General features: G+C 39.4%; 29 protein-coding genes. 11 read left to right on the top strand and 18 right to left on the bottom strand.

Annotated features, from left to right (window positions below):
• Window positions 1-7: 7 nt before the first annotated feature.
• From FKV42_RS08730 to FKV42_RS08685, 10 genes are all read right to left on the bottom strand, one after another.
• On the bottom strand, window positions 8-280 hold the full coding sequence (locus FKV42_RS08730) for a hypothetical protein (protein ID WP_154809836.1): 273 nt from the start codon (window positions 278-280) through the stop codon (window positions 8-10).
• On the bottom strand, window positions 280-633 hold the full coding sequence (locus FKV42_RS08725; protein ID WP_154809835.1) for a hypothetical protein: 354 nt from the start codon (window positions 631-633) through the stop codon (window positions 280-282). Before FKV42_RS08725 ends, FKV42_RS08730 begins: the two co-directional genes overlap by 1 nt.
• A gap of 2 nt (window positions 634-635) precedes the next feature.
• Complete coding sequence (locus tag FKV42_RS08720) at window positions 636-1,010, bottom strand: hypothetical protein (RefSeq protein WP_154809834.1); 375 nt, start codon at window positions 1,008-1,010, stop codon at window positions 636-638.
• A 6-nt stretch (window positions 1,011-1,016) separates the two neighbouring features.
• The gene (locus FKV42_RS08715; RefSeq protein ID WP_154809833.1) at window positions 1,017-1,193 is read right to left on the bottom strand and encodes a hypothetical protein; all 177 of its coding nucleotides are present in this window, start codon (window positions 1,191-1,193) and stop codon (window positions 1,017-1,019) included.
• Window positions 1,194-1,202: 9 nt separating this feature from the next.
• Window positions 1,203-2,069 (bottom strand): encapsulin, encoded by an 867-nt coding sequence (locus FKV42_RS08710; protein WP_154809832.1) that lies wholly within the window; start codon window positions 2,067-2,069, stop codon window positions 1,203-1,205.
• Between the two features lie 10 nt (window positions 2,070-2,079).
• Window positions 2,080-2,535 (bottom strand): structural cement protein Gp24, encoded by a 456-nt coding sequence (locus tag FKV42_RS08705; RefSeq protein ID WP_154809831.1) that lies wholly within the window; start codon window positions 2,533-2,535, stop codon window positions 2,080-2,082.
• Window positions 2,535-3,521, bottom strand: a complete 987-nt coding sequence (locus tag FKV42_RS08700) for a hypothetical protein (protein ID WP_154809830.1) — start codon at window positions 3,519-3,521, stop codon at window positions 2,535-2,537. The genes FKV42_RS08705 and FKV42_RS08700 overlap by 1 nt, the downstream gene beginning before the upstream one ends.
• Before the next feature lie 538 nt (window positions 3,522-4,059).
• Complete coding sequence (locus FKV42_RS08695) at window positions 4,060-6,996, bottom strand: PAS domain-containing protein (protein WP_154809829.1); 2,937 nt, start codon at window positions 6,994-6,996, stop codon at window positions 4,060-4,062.
• A 697-nt stretch (window positions 6,997-7,693) separates the two neighbouring features.
• Complete coding sequence (locus FKV42_RS08690; RefSeq protein ID WP_154809828.1) at window positions 7,694-9,205, bottom strand: ATP-binding protein; 1,512 nt, start codon at window positions 9,203-9,205, stop codon at window positions 7,694-7,696.
• Window positions 9,206-9,351: 146 nt separating this feature from the next.
• A complete protein-coding gene (locus FKV42_RS08685) occupies window positions 9,352-10,230 on the bottom strand; it encodes a minor capsid protein (RefSeq protein ID WP_154809827.1) in 879 nt (292 codons plus the stop codon).
• Here FKV42_RS08685 and FKV42_RS08680 point away from each other — a divergent pair.
• Window positions 10,220-10,369 (top strand): hypothetical protein, encoded by a 150-nt coding sequence (locus tag FKV42_RS08680; RefSeq protein ID WP_154809826.1) that lies wholly within the window; start codon window positions 10,220-10,222, stop codon window positions 10,367-10,369. The two genes, FKV42_RS08685 and FKV42_RS08680, sit on opposite strands and share 11 nt — an antisense overlap.
• On the opposite strand, the gene FKV42_RS08675 is transcribed toward FKV42_RS08680, so the two are convergent.
• The 4 genes from FKV42_RS08675 to FKV42_RS08660 are packed head-to-tail and all read right to left on the bottom strand — an operon-like array spanning window position 10,335 to window position 12,158.
• Window positions 10,335-11,561 (bottom strand): hypothetical protein, encoded by a 1,227-nt coding sequence (locus tag FKV42_RS08675; RefSeq protein WP_154809825.1) that lies wholly within the window; start codon window positions 11,559-11,561, stop codon window positions 10,335-10,337. The genes FKV42_RS08680 and FKV42_RS08675 overlap by 35 nt on opposite strands.
• A gap of 7 nt (window positions 11,562-11,568) precedes the next feature.
• Window positions 11,569-11,766, bottom strand: coding sequence for a hypothetical protein (locus tag FKV42_RS08670; protein ID WP_154809824.1), 198 nt, complete (start codon window positions 11,764-11,766; stop codon window positions 11,569-11,571).
• A complete protein-coding gene (locus tag FKV42_RS08665; protein WP_154809823.1) occupies window positions 11,763-11,918 on the bottom strand; it encodes a hypothetical protein in 156 nt (51 codons plus the stop codon). The genes FKV42_RS08670 and FKV42_RS08665 overlap by 4 nt, the downstream gene beginning before the upstream one ends.
• Window positions 11,919-11,978: 60 nt before the next feature.
• On the bottom strand, window positions 11,979-12,158 hold the full coding sequence (locus FKV42_RS08660) for a hypothetical protein (protein WP_154809822.1): 180 nt from the start codon (window positions 12,156-12,158) through the stop codon (window positions 11,979-11,981).
• A 304-nt stretch (window positions 12,159-12,462) separates the two neighbouring features.
• Here FKV42_RS08660 and FKV42_RS08655 point away from each other — a divergent pair, with 304 nt between their 5' ends.
• From FKV42_RS08655 to FKV42_RS08640, 4 genes are all read left to right on the top strand, one after another.
• Complete coding sequence (locus FKV42_RS08655; protein ID WP_154809821.1) at window positions 12,463-12,969, top strand: DUF2115 family protein; 507 nt, start codon at window positions 12,463-12,465, stop codon at window positions 12,967-12,969.
• An 81-nt stretch (window positions 12,970-13,050) separates the two neighbouring features.
• On the top strand, window positions 13,051-13,629 hold the full coding sequence (locus FKV42_RS08650) for a TetR/AcrR family transcriptional regulator (RefSeq protein ID WP_154809820.1): 579 nt from the start codon (window positions 13,051-13,053) through the stop codon (window positions 13,627-13,629).
• A gap of 113 nt (window positions 13,630-13,742) precedes the next feature.
• On the top strand, window positions 13,743-14,546 hold the full coding sequence (locus tag FKV42_RS08645) for a DUF1638 domain-containing protein (protein WP_154809819.1): 804 nt from the start codon (window positions 13,743-13,745) through the stop codon (window positions 14,544-14,546).
• 8 nt (window positions 14,547-14,554) lie between these two features.
• Window positions 14,555-15,424 (top strand): DUF1638 domain-containing protein, encoded by an 870-nt coding sequence (locus FKV42_RS08640; protein ID WP_154809818.1) that lies wholly within the window; start codon window positions 14,555-14,557, stop codon window positions 15,422-15,424.
• Window positions 15,425-15,449: 25 nt separating this feature from the next.
• Here the strand turns inward: FKV42_RS08640 and FKV42_RS14225 are convergent, their stop codons facing one another.
• Entirely contained in the window at window positions 15,450-15,584 is a 135-nt protein-coding gene (locus tag FKV42_RS14225; RefSeq protein ID WP_268865975.1) for a hypothetical protein, read from the bottom strand.
• Window positions 15,581-15,934 (bottom strand): winged helix-turn-helix transcriptional regulator, encoded by a 354-nt coding sequence (locus FKV42_RS08635; protein ID WP_154809817.1) that lies wholly within the window; start codon window positions 15,932-15,934, stop codon window positions 15,581-15,583. The genes FKV42_RS14225 and FKV42_RS08635 overlap by 4 nt, the downstream gene beginning before the upstream one ends.
• A 130-nt stretch (window positions 15,935-16,064) precedes the next feature.
• Here FKV42_RS08635 and FKV42_RS08630 point away from each other — a divergent pair, with 130 nt between their 5' ends.
• The 4 genes from FKV42_RS08630 to FKV42_RS08615 all read left to right on the top strand — a co-directional run bounded on the left by FKV42_RS08630 (window position 16,065) and on the right by FKV42_RS08615 (window position 18,152).
• On the top strand, window positions 16,065-16,721 hold the full coding sequence (locus FKV42_RS08630; protein WP_154809816.1) for a flavodoxin family protein: 657 nt from the start codon (window positions 16,065-16,067) through the stop codon (window positions 16,719-16,721).
• Window positions 16,722-17,085: 364 nt separating this feature from the next.
• Complete coding sequence (locus tag FKV42_RS14220) at window positions 17,086-17,217, top strand: hypothetical protein (protein ID WP_268865974.1); 132 nt, start codon at window positions 17,086-17,088, stop codon at window positions 17,215-17,217.
• Between the two features lie 73 nt (window positions 17,218-17,290).
• Entirely contained in the window at window positions 17,291-17,692 is a 402-nt protein-coding gene (locus FKV42_RS08620; protein ID WP_154809815.1) for an acyl-CoA thioesterase, read from the top strand.
• A 34-nt stretch (window positions 17,693-17,726) separates the two neighbouring features.
• Window positions 17,727-18,152: an acyl-CoA thioesterase gene (locus FKV42_RS08615; protein WP_154809814.1), complete on the top strand. Its 426-nt coding sequence runs from the start codon at window positions 17,727-17,729 to the stop codon at window positions 18,150-18,152.
• 179 nt (window positions 18,153-18,331) lie between these two features.
• Here the strand turns inward: FKV42_RS08615 and FKV42_RS08610 are convergent, their stop codons facing one another.
• Together FKV42_RS08610 and FKV42_RS08605 are read right to left on the bottom strand one after the other, a co-directional pair.
• Entirely contained in the window at window positions 18,332-18,478 is a 147-nt protein-coding gene (locus FKV42_RS08610) for a hypothetical protein (protein ID WP_154809813.1), read from the bottom strand.
• A gap of 85 nt (window positions 18,479-18,563) precedes the next feature.
• Window positions 18,564-18,743, bottom strand: coding sequence for a hypothetical protein (locus FKV42_RS08605; RefSeq protein WP_154809812.1), 180 nt, complete (start codon window positions 18,741-18,743; stop codon window positions 18,564-18,566).
• Between the two features lie 141 nt (window positions 18,744-18,884).
• Here FKV42_RS08605 and FKV42_RS08600 point away from each other — a divergent pair, with 141 nt between their 5' ends.
• Together FKV42_RS08600 and FKV42_RS08595 are read left to right on the top strand one after the other, a co-directional pair.
• Window positions 18,885-19,142: a hypothetical protein gene (locus FKV42_RS08600; protein ID WP_154809811.1), complete on the top strand. Its 258-nt coding sequence runs from the start codon at window positions 18,885-18,887 to the stop codon at window positions 19,140-19,142.
• Window positions 19,143-19,433: 291 nt separating this feature from the next.
• Window positions 19,434-19,793 carry a response regulator gene (locus tag FKV42_RS08595; protein ID WP_154809810.1) on the top strand — a complete coding sequence of 120 codons (360 nt, stop codon included), beginning with the start codon at window positions 19,434-19,436 and terminating at the stop codon, window positions 19,791-19,793.
• The last annotated feature ends 203 nt before the right edge of the window (window positions 19,794-19,996 follow it).

Below are 19,996 nucleotides of genomic sequence, written 5' to 3'. Positions count from 1 at the left end.
CACGTCATCACCAGATGATCTGAACAATTATTCCTGCCAGCTGCAGGATCACAACCACTGCCAGGCCGAGGAAAGCATTCCTCCCAAGCCAGCGGTTCTGACGCTCTTCCAGCACACGGATCCTTTCTTCATGGTCCTCAATGGAGCACTTCTCAAGTACGCGGATTCTTTTCTCGTGGTCATCGAGCTGACAGCTCATTTTGTCAATGCCTGCACGAACGTGCTTGACATCGTTGTGGGTTTCAATTATCTTGTCATAAGTGTCAGAATCGATCTCCATTATTCCACCGCCTTGAGCTTGCATTCGTAATGATAAACAGTAGAGTTGAACAGCCGGGTAATCGCTATGACAGACACCATCTCATAAGAATGGGAATAACCAGGAACCGTGCTGCTGATGGTATCACCTGCTTCCACAACAATATCAGAAGGCAGTATTACAGAAACCTCTGAAACACTATGCTCCCCGCTTTCAAGCACGTCAATCTGGCCCGAATTATTGGATGCCAGAAAACGACACGGGGATAAAGTACTGTTTTCTGTATATACAGGTGAACCGTACTCATCTGTCCCGGTCTGGGTCCTTGAGATGATGGTGCCCTCGTGGATCAGACCAATGGTATGAATGGTCATTCCTATTCCTCGCTGTTCACCATTCTGATACCACTTCTGCCATATGGAATAGAGAAATCACGATGCTTGTGCCTGTTTATGTATAAAGTGGCCTTCTCACGATGCATCTGTATGTCGGCATCAACATCGTTAGATTGCTGTTCGGAACCCAGTTTAACCTGCTTTGCAAGTTCACCGGTGTACTTCATTCGTTCCAGAACGGTTGCAGCTGAGAGATGTATGCAGGCTATGTTCAGTGCAGGTTCCGTGCTCTCTGTACTCGCACCTGTTTCAAGAGATATCTCTGCCGATGTGTGAGTTATGATGGCAAGTATATCATCATCCGTTACGGATTCAGGAGATACAATTGTCTTTACTTCTGACACCGAGCATAGCATCTAAGTTCACTTTCCGGTTGCTTTTCTTTTTGGGGTCGTTTCTTCTTCGAGTACCACAAGGGTATTACCCATTCTTTCAGCTCTTTCTGCAGGAATATCGAACATATCTCCCTGCCTGAACTTCATCTCCTTTCCATCGAGATCGATGGCAAGATTTTTCACGTTGACTTGGACCTTGACCATGTTCTCACCTCAGATTGCACTGGTCTTGCAGATAGCTACGTCCTGTTTTATTCTCAGGATACCTGCACTGTAGACACGACCGTTGAGATCGCCAGTGTCGGGGTGTTTTGAGTCAACACCGTGTTCCGTCTTGAAATCTGATGTCATGTAAAAATCGACATAAGGCTCTCCTACGTTTTCCGTGGGACAGACCAAACCAGTGCCTGCTGTCAGTGTGTTGGTACCAAATACCTGTCCACCGTTGAGCATGTCCAGGATATCCGGCATTTCTTTGATACCGTTTGCACTGCGGCTGGCCATTAGCTGCCTGCGCTGTGTGGTTGCAAGTACCCAGTTGAATGAAAGACTGTCAACGGGAATGCCATCATCGTCCATGAGCTCATAGACACCTGCCAAGGCATCTGTGGCATTACCATAGGTTCCGAAGTCCTTGCTTACGGCATAATCGTTGCCAGCACCCTGGTAAAGTCCATTCATATCATAATTCGTACCGTCATTGCTGACACCCATCATAATAGCTGCATTCTCTGCCTTTGCCGCCTTGTATGCTGCAGAGATGGAAGATGCTTTATCTACATCGATGCCGCTTCTAAGCCAGCTCTCGTAAATGCGTCTGTCAACCGTGTAGTCCTTCCAGTACACAGGTATCTTTGAGTTGGTCAGGGAAACTTCGATCTTATCCTCATTACCGTCACGGAAACCATATGATACGTATCCGTCACTGACATCTGTGATCCTACCCCAGTCAACGGAAGTTATACCGAATCCCTTCTCCGAGGTCACATGTACCAGTTTCCTTCCGATAAGTGCGTTCCTGAGAGCAGGGACAAGGGAGGAGTCTATTTCTTTTGAGAATGTTGCGAGTGCGTTTGTCATGTTTATCACCTCATATGAGACTCAGTACCACAATATCTGCAGCAGCTGAGGTTGCATCCACTGATTCCTCAGCGATTGCCACAATCTCGTCTGTTCCGACAATACCGGCTGCAAGCTCTCCATCAGCAGCTGCCTTAAGGCGTGCACCTTTTGTCACGTTCTGACCTGATGCAAGGCTGCCAACAATCAGGAAACTGCCTCCATAGAGAACAGCAGCCATGTCGTCCAGTGCATAGATGGTATCGACATCTGTGGGCATGAATGCAGGATTGGTCTGCTCGTATCCGAGCCATCCCAGTGTAGCACCTGCTGCGGTGTTCACTACCATATAATCATCGTTGGTCCCTTTCTTGACCAGCCTGCCAGGGTACATGTTCGTGGCATTTTCGATCTTAAGTTCCTGTTCCAGAGGACTTCCGCCAGCCACTATCTTGTTTGCTGGTTTCACAACGCCTGAGTATGCCATTATTCCACCACCCATTCATTCTTGGTGCTGTCCCATCTACCAACGGTACCCATACCTGTTGAGCTAGGATATTTGACATTCTCAGCCGTTGCTCCGAGCTTTATGCTTCCCAGGTCTTCTGCAAGCTTTTCGATATCCGATGCTGACAGATGCTGGTAATCTTCCGTTTTTGTCTCGAGGTTCAGATTATTCCTGGCAGATGTGAGGCTTTCCATTGCATTGTCTCTCCTCTGCTCTTCCTTGTATGCCACTATCTTGGCAGTGGCGATCTCATCGGCTTTACTTGCCACAAGTTCCTGCACCTTTTCCAGAGGAACGGATGTGGCCTTGTCCTTTTCATATGAAGCGACCACCTTTTCGAGATCATCTACCTTTGTTTCAAGTTCCGTTTTAGCAGCCTTCAGGTCTTCGATATCCTTATCTTTGGCTGCATTGTCCTTTTCGAGCTCAGCAAGTTTTTCGTCCGGTGAAGGATCTCCACCGCTGTTAGAATCGTGTTTGTTATCTGTCACAGGATCACCTGATGCGATGATTTTGAATTGATGAATATTACGTACCGCTACTTTTCCGTCATCTGATGCAGCTATGTTCCAGGTTGCCTGATCCCATGCAGGATTCTGGACAAGGGTAAGGGACCTGGCCTGAACTCCGCTGGCCCAGTTATCATCGATAGAATCGGCCAGAGAATAGACACTCCATGTGTTTTCCCAGGTTCCATCCTGAATCTTTCTTTCAGCCACTGAATCGGTTACCGATGCTCTTGCTTTGATCTCCGATCCTTCTCGCCAAGCATCGACAATCCTGCCAATCTCAGCATTTGGGTCTTCAGAAAAGTCACAATCGTGGGGTGCATTCCGTGGGCATATACGAAGTACAGAGCCTTTGAGAGAGGAGATGGCATTATCTGCTTCTGAAAAAGGGATTCCCCATCCGTTTTTGTTTATCTCGCCGAGTGGAAATGCAGTACCTTCAATAGTGATAGCCATCGGCGTTAGAGTACAAATACAACGGGTATAAAAAGATTATACAATTGAAAAAGAGACAGGAATGCTGAAAGAGAGAATGGGAATGATGTCCAATTTAGGTCACATGATATATATGATACGTGAACGTTTTTACACATACAGTACTTTCGAATACATAGTGATTATTAATATATTAACCATACTTGCAATTAATTTATAGAAGTGTTTCTGAATAAAATATGGAAGTTTGATAGTCAGAATTAAAATATTTTTTTCAATACAAATCCATTTTGTACATTTTAATGTACTAGCTTTCTTTCAATGGAAATAGATAAATAAACATGGATACCGTATGAATTTGTTAATGTATCGTCAATTTTAACGACTCATTTTGTATTTAATTCATGAATTTCCCGAGCGTAGAAGATTCAAAATGTGAAAAAGAGGTAGTTACTGATGAATTACGTTATTAATCACATATCAAAGCAAACATGGTGCCTGTAAGCCATTTCCTGAAAGAGTAGTTGTCGCTGAATTTTGAATAGCTCCATATCATCCTTCAAGCACTTGGAGCAGTCGGTATCGTAAACGTGAATGTGCTGCCTTTTCCAACTTCACTTACAAACCAGACATTCCCATTGTGCATCTCAACGAACTTTTTTACAAGAGCAAGTCCAAGACCTGTGCCACCATACCTTCTTGTGTGTGATGCATCTACTTGTGTAAATGGACTGAATATTTCTTCCTGCATTTCTGCCGCAATCCCAATACCTGAATCGGTAACAAAAACCTGTATTCCATTGTCTGTTCTTTCTACGATGACAAGGACTTCACCGTTTTCAGGAGTGAATTTGATAGCATTACTAACAAGATTGTACAAAATCTGCTGGAATTTGACCTTGTCTGCATGAATATTTAGATCATTGACATTGTTGATCAATTTAAGCTCAATATTCTTTTTGTCTGCTATCGGATACATAGACTCTAAAGTTTCATCAATAACTTTAGAAACATGGAAATCTCTACATTCCAGTTCCATTTTACCAGCTTCTGTTTTTGACAGGTTAAGAATATCATTTATGATCTCAAGAAGATGCTTTCCACCTTTATTGATATTATCTACGTACCCAAACTGTTTTTCAGTAAGCTCTCCAGCTACTCCCTCTCGTAAAATATCTGAAAAACCTATAACCGAAGTAAGTGGAGTACGCAATTCATGGCTCATATTTGCCAGGAATTCTGATTTGATGCGGTTGCTGTGTTCTGCCAGTATCTTTGCTTCTACTAATGAGTGCTCTGCCTTTTTCTTTTCAGTAATATCACTAACAAACAGAATGAATCTGTTATCTGAAAGCTTTGCACCATCTCCCCTGACCCATCTGACACTTCCGTCCTTACGTACAATTTGCAGTTCAATAGAAGTATATCCTTTTGTCGTTAATTCATCCAGACTCTGACCGACCCTTAGTAATGATTCGGGAGCAATAAGATCACTTATGTTCATCTGAGTGAGTTCATTTTCGTCATAACCGGTTATGGTGCAGGTTGTTTTGTTGACCTCCAAATAGTTTCCATGCTCATCCATAATGAAAATAGCATATGGTGCACTTTGTACATAGGTCCTGAACTTACTTTCACTTTCTCGAAGAGCTTTTTCAGACTCTTTCTGCTCAGTTATATCTCTAAATTCCACGGCTCTTACCATTTTTCCTTTGTACGGTATGCTCCTCGCTTCAAGTCTTATAGGGTATTCAGTTCCATCCTTTCGACGTCCTACTGCTTCATATGGTTCTTCATAACCTGCAAGAATATTACCCCTTACCAGCTCCCTAGAACCTTCAGCTATCAACAGGAGTCCGTCAATTCCTATCAGTTCATCAAAAGAGTAGCCTGTTATCTCAGAAAGTCCCAGATTGCAGTCAAGTATCATACCTTTGTCGTGAATGGTAATACCATCAAAGGAAGCATTATGAAGTGCTTTGTATCTTTCTTCACTTTCTATAAGAGCTTCTTCAGCATTTTTGCGCTCAGTGATGTCCTGAAGTATACCTGTAAATTTAATAATTTCGTTTCCTTCAATTATTGGTTTGCCAATTGATCTGACCCATTTATGGTTACCTTTTTCAGTGACCATTTCCAGTTCAAGGTCAAATGGTTCACTTTCTTCAATAAGTTTGTATACAGCTTTTTCAAGTGTCTCTCTTGATTCGGAGGGATGGAAACACTTCAATGCAATCTCACTGTCAAGCGTAGTATCACTATCCAGTTCGAAGATCACATTCATCTCAGGTGTCAATTTAGATTTGTATGTGATCGGTTCTAGTTCCCATCCGGCAATTTTAGTTATCACTTCTACTTCATTCAGAAGCGCCTCACTTTCCTGAAGGGCAATCTCAGCTTCTTTTCTTTCAGTAACATCTTCTGAAAAGATTATTATGCCACCTATTGTACCATCGGCTGTTTTCCATGGTACTACTTCCCAACAATGCCAATGAGTTGACCCATCAGGCATCTCTACGGGATCGTAATCTCTGCGAACAACTTCTCCCTGTAATGCACGACTATGTGCGTCCTTATAGTGTTCCGGTATATCTGGTATCACATTGTAATGATATTTACCAATAATATCCTCAACGCTAAGAGATACTGTATCAGCCCATCGACGACTAACAGCTATATGTCGCATATCACTATCCAGCACTATTAATGTAGCAGGTACATGCTCTATGAACATCCTCAATGTTTTCTCACTCTCAAACGATTTGTTCTCAGCATTTTTGCGCTCAGTGATGTCCTGCAATGTACCTGTTATCTTTACAAATTTTTCATTAACTACCTCAGGATATCCACTTGCCCTAACCCACTTGTGATTTCCCTTTTCTGTTATTATTTCCAGCTCTAGGTCGTATGATTTTCTATTCTCAAGTGCATTATAGAATGCTTTTTGCAGTATCTCCTTTGAGCCTGCAGTATAATATTCTAGTGCCTCCTTAGGAGTACTATGAGTTTCATCAGCTTCATATATTTGGAGGATCTCGGGTGTCAGAATTAGCTTATTAGATGCAGTTTCAAATTGCCATCCACCGATTTTTGCGATTTGCCCTACTTTGCTTAAAAGGGCTTCGCTTTCACGTAGATTTTCATCAGCATGTTTACGTTCTGTAATATCCCTAACAATAGCTATTTTGATTTCATTCCCATGTAATGTACTGGGGGTTACGTTAAGTTCAATAGGCAATAAAGAACCATCTTTACGCTTGCAAATACCCTCAACGAGGCAATTTTTCTGATGTAATTTTTCAGCAATCTGTTTACTCATATCCTCTCTAAATTCAGGAAGGATTATATCGTACACAGTCATCTGGAGGAATTCATCTCTAGAATATCCTAAACTATCGCAAATAGCTTGGTTTACTTCCAAAATACGTCCATTGTAATCATAAACAATAATTGAATCATTTATTGAATTAAATATTGTTTCAAACAGATTGTGCATTAATGCTTCCTCTGATAGTTCTATGATGGTTTGTCTACAATTTGTATCCGTTTTATATTATATATATGTATATAGAATTGTGCCACATTTGCAATGTGTGGATTGAACTAAAGGAGGTTGTGATGTTATATACATAACATAAAAACTTTCATGCAAAGTCCTTGATTCAGGATATTACTAATCTTTTATAAAAATAGTGCAAATAATTTATTCATGATTTTCATAGGTCAACATTAACATATAATGCATTATGTTGTAATCAAATTAATGTACTGTATATGGTATAGTTGCCATTATATAAAGATAAAACTAAGTAGACTTTTTTTATGCGATATATACCAATATTTTATGTGTTTACTCAGTTTATGGCAAACTGATAGAATAATATGGATATGCCATATTTGTTAACTATGGAATTTTAGTACATTTTAATGTACAACTTTCATTTGCAACTTTAAAAATATATCATATTAAGATGCACACTTTAATCATATTGTTTGGTAGATGCTTGATACCCACTCATGACTATATAACTATATTTCTCAGACGTATGTTCTCAGAACTACTGACATAATGTTGAATTCAACTAAAATATAGATATTCAAGATTTAGTAATGTGATTTGTGGTGGCCTCAACTTTATGAAGGCAGGATAAAACGTTCACACGGCCTCTTTAATTAACTTGCCCCAAAACAGATTACTCTATGATTTTACGTCCCAGGCTAGTTGTCCTGTATTTCTGGAATCTGCTTCGGGGTTTTTCAGGTATCGTGTAATCCAGCAGGCCATGCTTTATAAGTTCCGCCATGGATCTTTTTATGCTTCCAGAAACATTAGAATGGCCAAGCATCTCAGCAATCTCTTTTTTAGATAGTGATTTTTTGGCACATTCAGATAGTATCATTATTTGGTTTTCATTCAATGCAATCTTAGTCTCGACTTGGGCCTCGACTTGGGCCTCGACTTGGGCCTCCGGATGAATCTTTAGAACAGTAAGGAAATAGCTTCGTTCCTCATCAGTCTTGAACACCGGTTCTGGGGAGCCATTGGTTCTGAGAGCTTTTCTTATCTTCCTGAATCCAGTGTTCCTGCCTTCTGTAAGGCGTAACTCTTTAAGGAAATCCCCTATTATCCGGTTCCTATATCTTCTTGATGAGATGCTCTCATCCATCAGGTTGTCCTTGTTGAGAGGTGGCAACGGCCCTGGATAACTCAATATCTCTATCCGGTCAGGAGTTATCCTTATTTCTACAGGTTCAGCTATCTCATAACTTTTATGATATACTGCGTTGACAAGAGATTCTTCGATAGCCTGATACGGATAGTTGAAAAAACGTATCGCTTCAGCCATATCAGGGACCTTTCTCACGGTCTCTGCCAGAATATTGTTCTTTAAATAAGCGAGAACAGAAACAATCTGCTGCCTAAGAGGTCCTGTAAAAATCCGTTCGGTAAAACTGTCACCCACCTCATCCCTGAACTCAACGACATCTATCTGTGCCCCCTTAAAGAACCTGTGCGGCTCGTCATTGAAGAATAAGAGACCTGCATTTTTTGGTCTTAGATATTCATCCGGTCCCTCTGCGATATTCATCCTTCTGCAGAGGTCAGCAAACGATATTGTATCAGCTTCTAAAAGAAGGTCACTTCCCAATTCCTTGAGATGGGCTTTGATAAGGGTAAGATTCAGGTCATTGATGCTTGCATTGTGATTGATCCTGTCATCAAAAGGTATTGATGCTGTCATAGACAACAGTTCCTTTTCATCATCTCCTCGAGCTTTTACCGTCTTTGAAAATCTCCTGATGTAATAAGCATATTCCTTTTTCTTGCCAAGGGATATAGGAGCCTTATATGGCCGGTTCTGCCCACCGGGCACCCAGATGATCAAAATATGCCTTTCTTGGAGATATAAGGGTTCAACAACAGGAAAGTATGCTGGGTACAGCAGATTACACAAGCTGTGCAGCTCTTTCTGAATCCTGTCGATATATCCGCTTTCAAGCCCCGTGGGAGGAAGGACAGGAAGTCCATCCTTTTCCTCTATACCTAGGATTATGTAGCCTCCTCCCCAATTGTTAAAATCGTTGGCAAATGCGCAAATACTATGTAAAACAGATTCAGGATTCCATCCTTTTTTAAATTCTATGCGCTCCCACTCAACTGTGCGCCCGTTGATAAGTTCTTTGATATTTACAGGAAGCGACATTTTCTCACCAGTTCCATAGAAGTCATGATATTTACTTTTTCAGTAAAGACTACAGCTTCCAATCTGATTTACAGAAAGACCATCTTATCATTATCTTCAACTTGTAATCGCCTTAGGTTTATTAAAGTTTTCTTAATTACGATTCCCTATTCCATGAAAATCTTCAACCCCTTCTCCAGCATTAATCGTTTCTCAATATCTTTATCCAAGATGAACTTAGATATCCGATATTTCTCATTGAACCTGTCAATGTTCTCGAAAACCTTCTCTACTACCTTTTCATCAGCCAGTTCTTTAAGGAACTCACCTTCTTGATTCATCTGATGAAGAAAGTCACGGTTCTCAAACTCTTTACCAGGATTAATTTCCCGGGTAATTGGAATTGGTTTTAGACTACTCCGGCAGCTGTGATGGAGCGGAGGACGATACAGGCCCACAGAATCCTTTGATAGGTCGAACACTGTCCCATGCAAAGCTCTGCACTGATCACTTGTCCTGTCATCAAGTTCAGCATCGAATTCAACATATCCAACTCCACGCTGCCGATACCGGTACACAGTTGTGTGGGTGGCGACATCTGCAGTGAAGGTCCTGGCAAACCTCACTGCTTTGTATCGCTCTCCTTCCCAGTGATATGTTATCCTTTTGGCCAGCTGGTTGGGATGCATCGTATAGATAGCTTCATCTTTGAGCATCTGGACGATAGATTCTGCGATATTATCTGCCAGATCAGTGGATATCCTTACAGCCTCTTCTGTTAGTACATATGAATCTACAATTGTAGCTGCAGAGATTTGTTTCAATTGAGAATCTGCATACAGCAAAGATTGTTTGATGATCTCAGTGATGATATTGTCCAGTTGTATTACATAGGTCTTGGAGCCAAATTCTCTGTGGGCATTGCGGAAAAGCTCTTGCTTATAGTCCATGGTCCTTAATCTGAATGCTCTCTTCATCGTTCGGTCTAAAAGCAAGATGAGCCGGTTCTCGACTCGGACCAATTCTGGAGATTTCATGAGTGACATCTTCTCACCTGCTTATGGAATATTCGAGAAACATAAAGCAACAAAAGCAAGAACAATTAACCAAGCCACAGTTGCAATCAGAATAAAGTTGTTCCTGTGCCTGATCATTTCCCTTCCACCGGGAATCCACCCCATTTGAGAAGCTGTTCTTTTGTAAGAACTCCGCTATTGTACCATTCTATCACATCACGGGATTCCAGCTGTGGTCGGCTAAGCTCCTCGAATTCTATCCATACAGAATCTTCCGTTTTGTTCATGAGTCGAAGACGCATATTGATGGCACCGTTGGCGATGTTCCGGACAATATGTTGCAGTCCTTCAAGAACGACCATGCGGTCCTCTTCAGACACATATCCTGCAGCATAGGTTGATCCTTTCGTATCGCCCATGCTGAGAGGGGACTGCAACAGGCCTATCTGAATATCCGTTTCCAGTGATTTCTTAAAAGACATGACATCGAGGGATCCCTTTGCATCAACAGGAATAACATCAAGGCCTACTGCGGCGATGTCCTCGTTCTCCGAGAGATACTTGTGCTCATCAAGCCAGGCATCGATGACCTTCTGAGCATCCTCGATGCTGACAATCTCCTGCTCGACCAGTTTCTCAAGAAGCTTGAAATCGATAAGATATCTGCCATTGCCGTATTTCTTAACAAAAGAAACATATCCATGGTTGATGTTCAGCAAGTTCCGGATACTAAGTTCAATAGGTTCCATCATGGAAGCACCATAAATGCCGTATGTATCTCGCTTGAGAGGATCCTTCTGAACGGTGTCCCAGGCATTGTAGGATCCGCAAACCACATCACTAATCTTCAAGATCTTTCTTTTGGCCTTGTCACTTTCATTGATAACAATAGATCCAGTGGGGGGTGTGAGGATTTCTTTAGGGTTCATTTCGCCAACAGTAAAATCCTCTGGAAGAATAGTTGTATTCTGCATGAGCAGGGGTATCATAGAGAAGGTCTCTGCGTTCCCGTTGGGTAGTGCCACATATGTTCCGTCCCTGCAGAGAAGCCTGGCAAGTGTCTGCACCTGCTCAAGGAAGTTGACCTTACTGGACCATCGCTCAAAATCATTAATAATCTTGGAACCGGTTCCATCAAACTGCATGCCTTTTACCAGGGAAAGTGCCAGTTTGTTCAAAGATGTGGAAACATGTGGAGTGCAGGTTGAAAGCTGTTGGTAATACTTGAACCGGTTATCGGTATCGAAGTTCTGATAGCCTCCAAACTTTGCCGATGTATCTGTTCTTTTGACACCTGCAGAGGCCATGAGAGTGATAGGCTTGGTATTTGGGCCATTGGTTGTGGCACTTAGGCGGACCATGCATGCCTCACAGATGGTTCTTGATCAGAGCCTTTGCTTCTGCAGATGTGATCTTACCGTCTTCTAGTGACTGCAGGACTTCATCGACAAAGGATTTCTGCTGTTCTGCGGTCTTGTTTTTCCACCAGAGCTTTGCACGTATGATTATGCCTGCACCAATTCCTATCAGGAAGGTAGCTACTTCGGTTGCATAGGCTTCCATCATGGTTTACCACTCCGAGGTTCATGCTGACCACACCACTCATCGGAGGGAACTACCGGAAACCCAACCTTTGCAACAGGAGACTCGCATCTACAAAAACCATATGTAATTGCCGTTGGCTTGAAAAATATGCATGTAGAACAGGTATCACTCATGCAGTGGAATCAGAATGCTGCAACTATATAAGTTTAATACACTTTCCATAGGAGAAGAATTTACATATCGTCATTCTCTATGAGTTCAGAAAAGTTGGGGTCGACAACAAACAAAGCACCGCATGTTTTGCAATAGTATGATTTTCTCCCAGAAGGAAGGCGGATAAGATTGGGATGATTGTATTCACATCTTGCGAAGAGGTTCTCGCCTTCAATTTCTACAGTTGCAATCCAGGTCATTTTGTGTTTCTCCTAAGCATATTCTTTCAGTAAAAACAGTACGCTTCAGCCTTATATATATTGTATGATGCGTATTTCTCTTATACATCAACATAATAAATAAAGTAGAAGAGAAAGATTGGAAACGTGGAAGAAGCTTGTCGCAGACGGCTGATTTTATTATCTTATAAATATCCTTTTTGTCGTATTCACTGGAAATTCAGGAGACAAATATAGGCAATAGATAAGAGACAGGACAGACAGACAGACACAAAGGGCAAATTAAAGAACAAACTAAACGAAACTATAGCTTGAAAGATATTTCATATACATAATTAGGAGGGAATTTCATATAAATTCATGTGAACTATTATTTTTATTACAAAAAGAAGCTTCCAATCTATCTGCTGGGTATTTAGCAAGGGTTAATGAAAAAGAAACAGGAGGTATTCAGAGTCCTCGTGGAAGTCTTCAGTATAATATTGAATGTCTTGCAAGGTATAACCGTCAGAAATTTTCTGAGCTAAAAGAAAGAGATTGTTCAGAAATATTTGAGGAGATTGACATTGGAAAGCTTGATGATTTTAGTTTGAGGATTAACAAGTATATGGATGAGTATGCCCCTAATCAAAGGGATTTGAAGGAATATACTCGTATTATTTCCACATATTTGACTTTTATAATGAAAGAACCACTTCATCCGCCGGGAATGTTTGTAACTGAAAATCAGGTAATCTTTGAAAATGATGGTGTTTATTATTGTCCTGCAAAGAGCCAGCATGTGTTAGAGGATCTGTCCCTGTGCAAATACTGTGTTTGCAAATCGATCTAAATTTGCCTACTTCCATGTAGGTAGGCATTTATAGGAGAGTATCATTTACTTATTAGAAGAATGGGAAAAATGTGGATTTATATGGCCGATCTTAACTCTACCAATCAACAGATACTCCATTATGCAGGACACTTTTTGCAATGCAGGGGCTATAATGGATTCAGTTACAAGGACATTTCCCAGAAGCTTGGCATAAAAAATGCTTCAATTCATCATTATTATCCTAAAAAAGAAGATCTTGTGGCTGCTTTACTTGAAGAAAGACGAAATAACTTAGCTATGTCTATTGCACAAATGGCAGAATCCAAAAAGTCTGCCCGTGAGCAGCTTCAATATTATTTCGATTATGCATTGCAGGAGTTTGAGGAAGGAAAATGTATCTGTCCTCCTGGCTCTGTGATGATTGATTTTGAAGACCTCCCTGATAAAGTTAAAAAGCAAGAGATATTGCTACTGGACGATATACGTGACTGGCTCACCAATGTTCTGAGAACCGGACTGGAACAGGGGGAATTTGATTTTTCAGATTCAGTTGAAACACGTTCAGAAGATGTATTTGTAACATTGATAGGAGCCAGAATGTTATCGAGTATCAAAGGTAGAAAAACACTTGTGAGGTCAATTTCCTCAATAAAATCTGGTCTTGGTTGGAGGGATTGATTTTTTATCCGACTGGCACCTATCTACATGTAGGTAGGCATACTATGTTGTCATATTGTTTTTGCTCTTAAGAAATTGAATACTAAAATACATCAAACAGGAGGAGATTTGTAATGTCCGTAATGAGTATAATCTCATGTAAGATAATGCAGGATGAAATTGTCTGGCTTTTGAGCAATGATCCTGAAATTGATAAGATCATAATCGTAGAAAACGAAAATATCGCTGAATTTAGAGAAAAACTGAATGAACAGCATGTATCTCATAAGATCATACCTTTTGAAAATATACCTGATTTCCTTGGGGATATGAATACAACTGATTCAATTGTAATAGTTAATATTCTGGAACTTGGACTTCATGCAGTGCCAAAAACACTGAAATCCGAGGTTTATCAGACTATTGAGGAAATGATTCCATTCACCGATGGCATACTCCTTTTTTACGGCCTTTGTGGTAATGTTCTGGGGAAGGTAGAAGAGGATTTCTGTCTTGAAAAAGATGGTTGCATCGTCCGAATACTCAGGGATGATGTGAGAATTGTGGATGACTGCATTGGAGCTACGGTTGGTGGTGGAGCTAATTATCTGAAGCTGCTTAAAACCCACAGTAAGGAGCCTGCTTTTTTTTTCACACCCATGTATGCTAATTCATGGAGAGAACTTCTAAGCATTGATAAATATGCTTCAGATCCTGAAAAAGCACTCAAGATGGCTAAAATGGTTAACGACATGGCAGGATATTCAAGGGTTGCAAAGGTCAATACAGGCCTGACATATGTAAAAGATATTGATGCAAAGATTGAGGAATACGCAAATTTGTTTGGATACAGCACCTTTGAAGTCAGCGGTAATCAGGAAATATTCAAGAAGTGCTATATCTCAATAAAGGATGAAATAAAGACAAAAACAATGTAAAAAGAATCATGCCTCTTTTAAGTATACTTGCCTGTGAAATGCTTGAAGATGAATTAGTTTATGTTCTCTCAAAAGACCTTGAAATAAAACACTTATTTGTGGTAGAGAACAGAAACAGTTTCCGGTTTATACAAAAACTTAAATCTGAGAATCTCAAGCCTTTTGTGTTTTCTTCTGATAGGATATACCCTCTCGTTTCAGAAAGCAATAGAAGTTCACCTGATGTTCTCATGAGGATGTTTTCAAAGATTCCAGTCTTCAGGCAAATATGCGATTTATTAAATCGAAAAAAACAACAGGAATTAACGGTTGTTGTTAACCTCCTGAGAAAAGATTTGCATTCAGATATTGATAATTTGCAGTCAGAAGTATATCTGAATGCCAGAGAAATCTCAAAAATATCAGATGGTATCCTTCTTTTCTATGGGAAATGTGGTTATAGTTCTGAAAAAGTACAGAACGATTTGCAGAAGCTTCATTGCCCTGTCTATTTCCTGAGGGACGATGAAAGAAACATTGTTGACGACTGTGTTAGCGTAGCACTTGGAGGAAATGAGATTTATACGAAAACTATGCTACTTGGCAACGGCAAAGGAGCAATTTATGCAACTCCAATGTGGTTATCCAGCATGAATGAAACTGATTACAGATCTACTGCATCTTATCAAAGCGTCAGTAAATATCTCGACAGCCCGATGTATAGTCTTCTTTTTAAGATCAACAATCAAAACTATAAAGATAATAATTTTCATCGAAATGCTTCCAAATTTGCAACACTCTTCGATATGGAGATTATCAACACAGATGGAACGATGGACGTAGCTATCAATTCATACATGGAAGCGAAAACAAGTATTTACAAGAATATGGAGTGCTAACGTCAAAACACCTGATTAGAAAACTTTACACCAACTTATTCAGTTTAAGCTTCTCAATCACAAGCTCAGCAGTCTCTTCCACCTGCCTCTCCTTGAGATTGTTCTGCATTACATGAAAATGAATGATGAAGCTGATAAATCTTTTACATCTAACGTTCATTCCATCCACTTTTGTGTCCACTTTCCAAGGTACTCAAAACATTCGAGTAATTCCACTCCTTTAGGAGTTAAAGAATATTCAACCCTTGGCGGTAGTTCTTTGTAGGCTTTTCTTTCTAATATCCCATATGATTCCATTTCTTTTAATCTTGTGGATAACAGCTTGGGATTCATTTTAAGTTCATTTCTAAGTTCTGTAAATCGAAGAGGTCTTCTATAATAAAATTCTCCTAAAATGGGGAGAGTCCACTTTTTTCCCATAAATTTGAAAATCAAAATTAAATTTTGTTTATTAGTTTCGTTACATTTTTTCTTATTGGTTTCTGATAGTTTCCTTTTTTCTACTGACATGTATATGTAATATACATTATTAATACATAAAAGATATTATTAATAGTACTCAGAATGTATTAATAACTGAAATCAAACTTTATGATATCATATAAAATAGCAAAATTATTTGAAACAAGGATGGACTAAAATGAAAGTAATTGCTATAAATGGAAGCCCTAGAAAAAACTGGAACACTTCAACTCTTCTTGAACATGCACTCAAGGGAGGAGAATCCAGAGGTGCGGAAACAGAACTAATTCACCTTTATGACCTGGATTTCAAAGGCTGTATCAGTTGTTTTGCCTGCAAGAGAATAGGCGGTAAAAGTTATGGTGTCTGTGCCATGAAAGATGAACTGACACCCGTCCTTAAGAAAATAGAAGAAGCTGATGCCGTTATTTTTGGTTCCCCTATCTACTTAGGAGATGTGACCGGAGAGATGAGGTCTTTTCTGGAAAGATTAGTTTTCCAGTATCTTGTATACGATAAAGATTATTCCATTCTGCTTCAGAAAAAGATACCTGCCGCTTTCATCTACACCATGAATGCAAATGAACAGCAGATGGAACTTATGGGATATGAGTCAATTTTCAACACAATGGAAATGGTGCTATCACGTATTTTCGGTTCTGCAGAATCACTATGTGTAACAGACACATACCAGTTCGATGATTACTCCAAATACGTTTCAACTGCTTTCAATGCTGAAGAAAAAGCCAGGAGACGAGAAGAGGAGTTCCCAAAGGACTGTGCTAAAGCCTTTGAGATCGGAGAAAGATTTGCTGAAAAGGTATCGGATAATTAAAAGTTCTATAGGTTGCATATTATGAGGAAATGAGGCCTTCTAATTAGAACTTCGGCATAAAAGTTAATCCTTTTTTTTATTATTTTCAGCACCTCTTTTTTATTTAAATCTCAATTACTTCTACAATTTTGTAATTTTGATGGAATAAAGGAATACTAGAATATTAAAAGAGTTCCGTTTTTTCTTGTTATCTATAACCCAAAAACAAAGTGCTGGTTAATACGTAACTACAAAAAACCGAACATTCTATATAAAACAAATAAGCCATCATCTTGTTGGAAAGAGAAAAACTGTTGAGTTCAGCAAACCTGTTTATGTTGGTAAGAGGGATGATACTGATTTGTTGAGGAGGAAGATCCTTGACATGCCTTACACTGAATGGAAGAAGATGGGATTTTCTAAGGGCACATTGCATTGCATGAAGCAGAATGCTATGAGTGATAAGCCGTTTGCCCTCAATGCTCATGTGAGGGAGAGGTTGGAAGGATGGGGATAATGGTTAAATAACAAAAGTTAAAAAGCCAATAGTCTCAGAATACCTTTTCCATAGAAATAGGAAAATGATTGATATGTTCAAAGCAACTGAAACTCCCGGATTCGGTGAGATTAACGGAATGAAAAATGCTAACAATTATGCAATAGCTACATGGTTTGAGAAAGCTCGGAATCCTATATTCAGGTTTTTTATCCCTGACCTTGACCTGAGCTATGAAAAATGGAACCTTATCATGGCAAGGATAGAGTACGATTACGTAGGAAAAATATTCTACGGAAAAGATGTCGAGATAGTTACCTACATATCACGGATTGGTAATTCTTCGTTTATAATTACTCAAGATGCTTTTCAAAACGGAAAAAAAGCTGCAATTTGCAAATCTACGATTGTTCATTATGACTTTATCAACAAGAAATCTCTCTTAATACCTGATGATATAAGGAAGTGCCTTGAAGAGCACCTTATTTCTTGCTGAACTAACTATTTCTTAATGACGCAGGTTGATTAATATGTTCAAACATACTGTAACTCCACAGTTCCTAGACATTGACGGAATGAAGCACGCTAACAATATTGCCATTGCAAACTGGTTCGACCAGGCAAAAACTCCATTGTATAGATTATTTACACCTGACCTAGACCTAAACCCTGAGAAATGGAAACTCATAATAGTCAAAGCTGAATTCGATTATGTCGGTGAGATGTTTTACGGAGAAGATGTCGAGATACGTAGTTTCATCACAAGAATAGGAAACTCTTCATTCACAGTTGGACAGGAAGCTTGGCAGAATGGAAAACTTAGAACTAAAGGGCAAACTGTAATAGTTCATCACGATTATCTTTCCGACAAAACAATACCAATTCCAGCATCTATTAAAAAACTGCTTGAGGAACATATGGAAGCATCCGACAAAGCAAGTGAACTTTCAAATTGAAAAACTCAAACAAAATCTGTTTTTCTTTTTTTTGCTTCTCAATTGATAAGATCAAGCCAAGTTTACACATTGAAATTTATATTTCATAGAATATGGCTTATTTGTTTATTTTGGAAGTTCGTTTTTTTGTAGTTACCTATTACCCCTCATAAAAGTGCGAGGCGCCTGATTAGAAAACTTCACACCAATTTATTCATTTTTAACTTCTCAATCACAAGTTCCGCAGTCTCTTCAACCTGCCTCTCTCGTAGGTTGTTCTGCATTTTAGAGTAATACTCTGCAATAAAGTCCACCGCCTGGCTCTTGTTACAATCCTTCTCCCTCATAACCCGGTGAAGCACTGCGGCCGATGGACTTTTGCAATCAGCGGCTATATAGAAGTGTTACACACTTTTCCCATAGCATGGGGACTTAGAGCTCATCATTCTCTATGAGTTCAGAAAAGTTAGGATCAACTACAAACAAAGCACCACATGTTTTGCAATAGTATGATTTTCTCCTAGAAGGAAGGCTGATAAGATTAGGATGGTTGTATTCACATCTTGCAAATAATTTGCCGTCTTCACCCTCTACGGGTGCAATCCAGGTCATTTTGTGTTTCTCCAGAGTATTTTCGTTCTACAAAAACAGTACGCATCGACCTTATATGTATTGTATGATGCGTATTTTTCTTATGCCTTTACATAATAAATAACGTGTAAGTGAAAGATTGGAAATGTGGGAAGGAGACATTTGAAGCCCAAAGTCTGCGCCTATATTCGCAAAGAAGCAAACAAGGTTGAAATGCAGGAGCTTGAGATCAATCATGCTGAAACATGTCATGATATTGAAAAGATAAGAACATTTGTTCTGGAATTAACGCCTGCTGAAGCTAGAAAAATTGGGATTAAACATAGGAGTACATTAAAGAAATTGAAAGATAGAGTAAGAGCATGGAACTTTAATATGAATACGAAGAAGATGAGGAAGGTAATACTATGCTTAGCTTGAATCAGAATACATTATCAAAATCATGTTTTGAAGCAATGCCTTATTATATTATGCTTCCTTATATGCTATACGGCAGTTTAATTTTTGGTTATGTGGCAATAAACGTAGCACGGATTAAATTTGTTTTAATCCTCCATATTTTGCTTGGATTTGATTTTAAACTATCTATCTTGACGTATATTTTTGTATAATACAGATTTTCAAGTCGAGATTAGTCAAAAGAATAGTTCTAAAAAATGGTAAAATTTCAATAATCAATGTGATGAGAGTTTTACCGATGTTAGTGATTTAATGAAAAGCATATTGGTTGTGGAAGACAGTACCATAAATATGGAACTGATTGTATGCCTTTTGGAATACAAGGGATACGAGATTGTGAAGGCAGTAAATGGGGAAGAAGCTTTAAAATTGGTCAAGATAAATGATTTTACTCTTATATTGCTAGATATATATCTGCCAGGGATAGATGGATATGATGTTCTCAAAATACTTAAAAAAGATATGAAGACAAAAGATATTCATGTAATAGCTATTACAGCGGACGCAATGTTGGGAACTAAGGAAAAATATCTGAATGCAGGATGTGATTCATATGTCACAAAGCCCTATGACATACATGAACTCAGCAAATTGATTGCTACATTTTGTTAGACAATACAGATTATATTCTAATTGGTACTGCTACTCTCTTTATGCTTCTAAAAGTCAGAACTTGGAGACAATCTGATAGGAGATCTTGAAAATATCGTTGTACAACTGATTTAAGTAGAAGCAGGTTGTATTAATATATGCACATGTGAAACATGTGATATATAAACGAAGGGTGGGGTTACCGCATTATGCGAAGGTTTTTC

The organism is Methanolobus vulcani (genome assembly GCF_006546655.1).
Lineage (GTDB): Archaea > Halobacteriota > Methanosarcinia > Methanosarcinales > Methanosarcinaceae > Methanolobus > Methanolobus vulcani_A.
The sequence above is the reverse complement of the archived record's forward strand: the minus strand, read 5'-3'. Positions and strand labels throughout refer to the sequence as shown.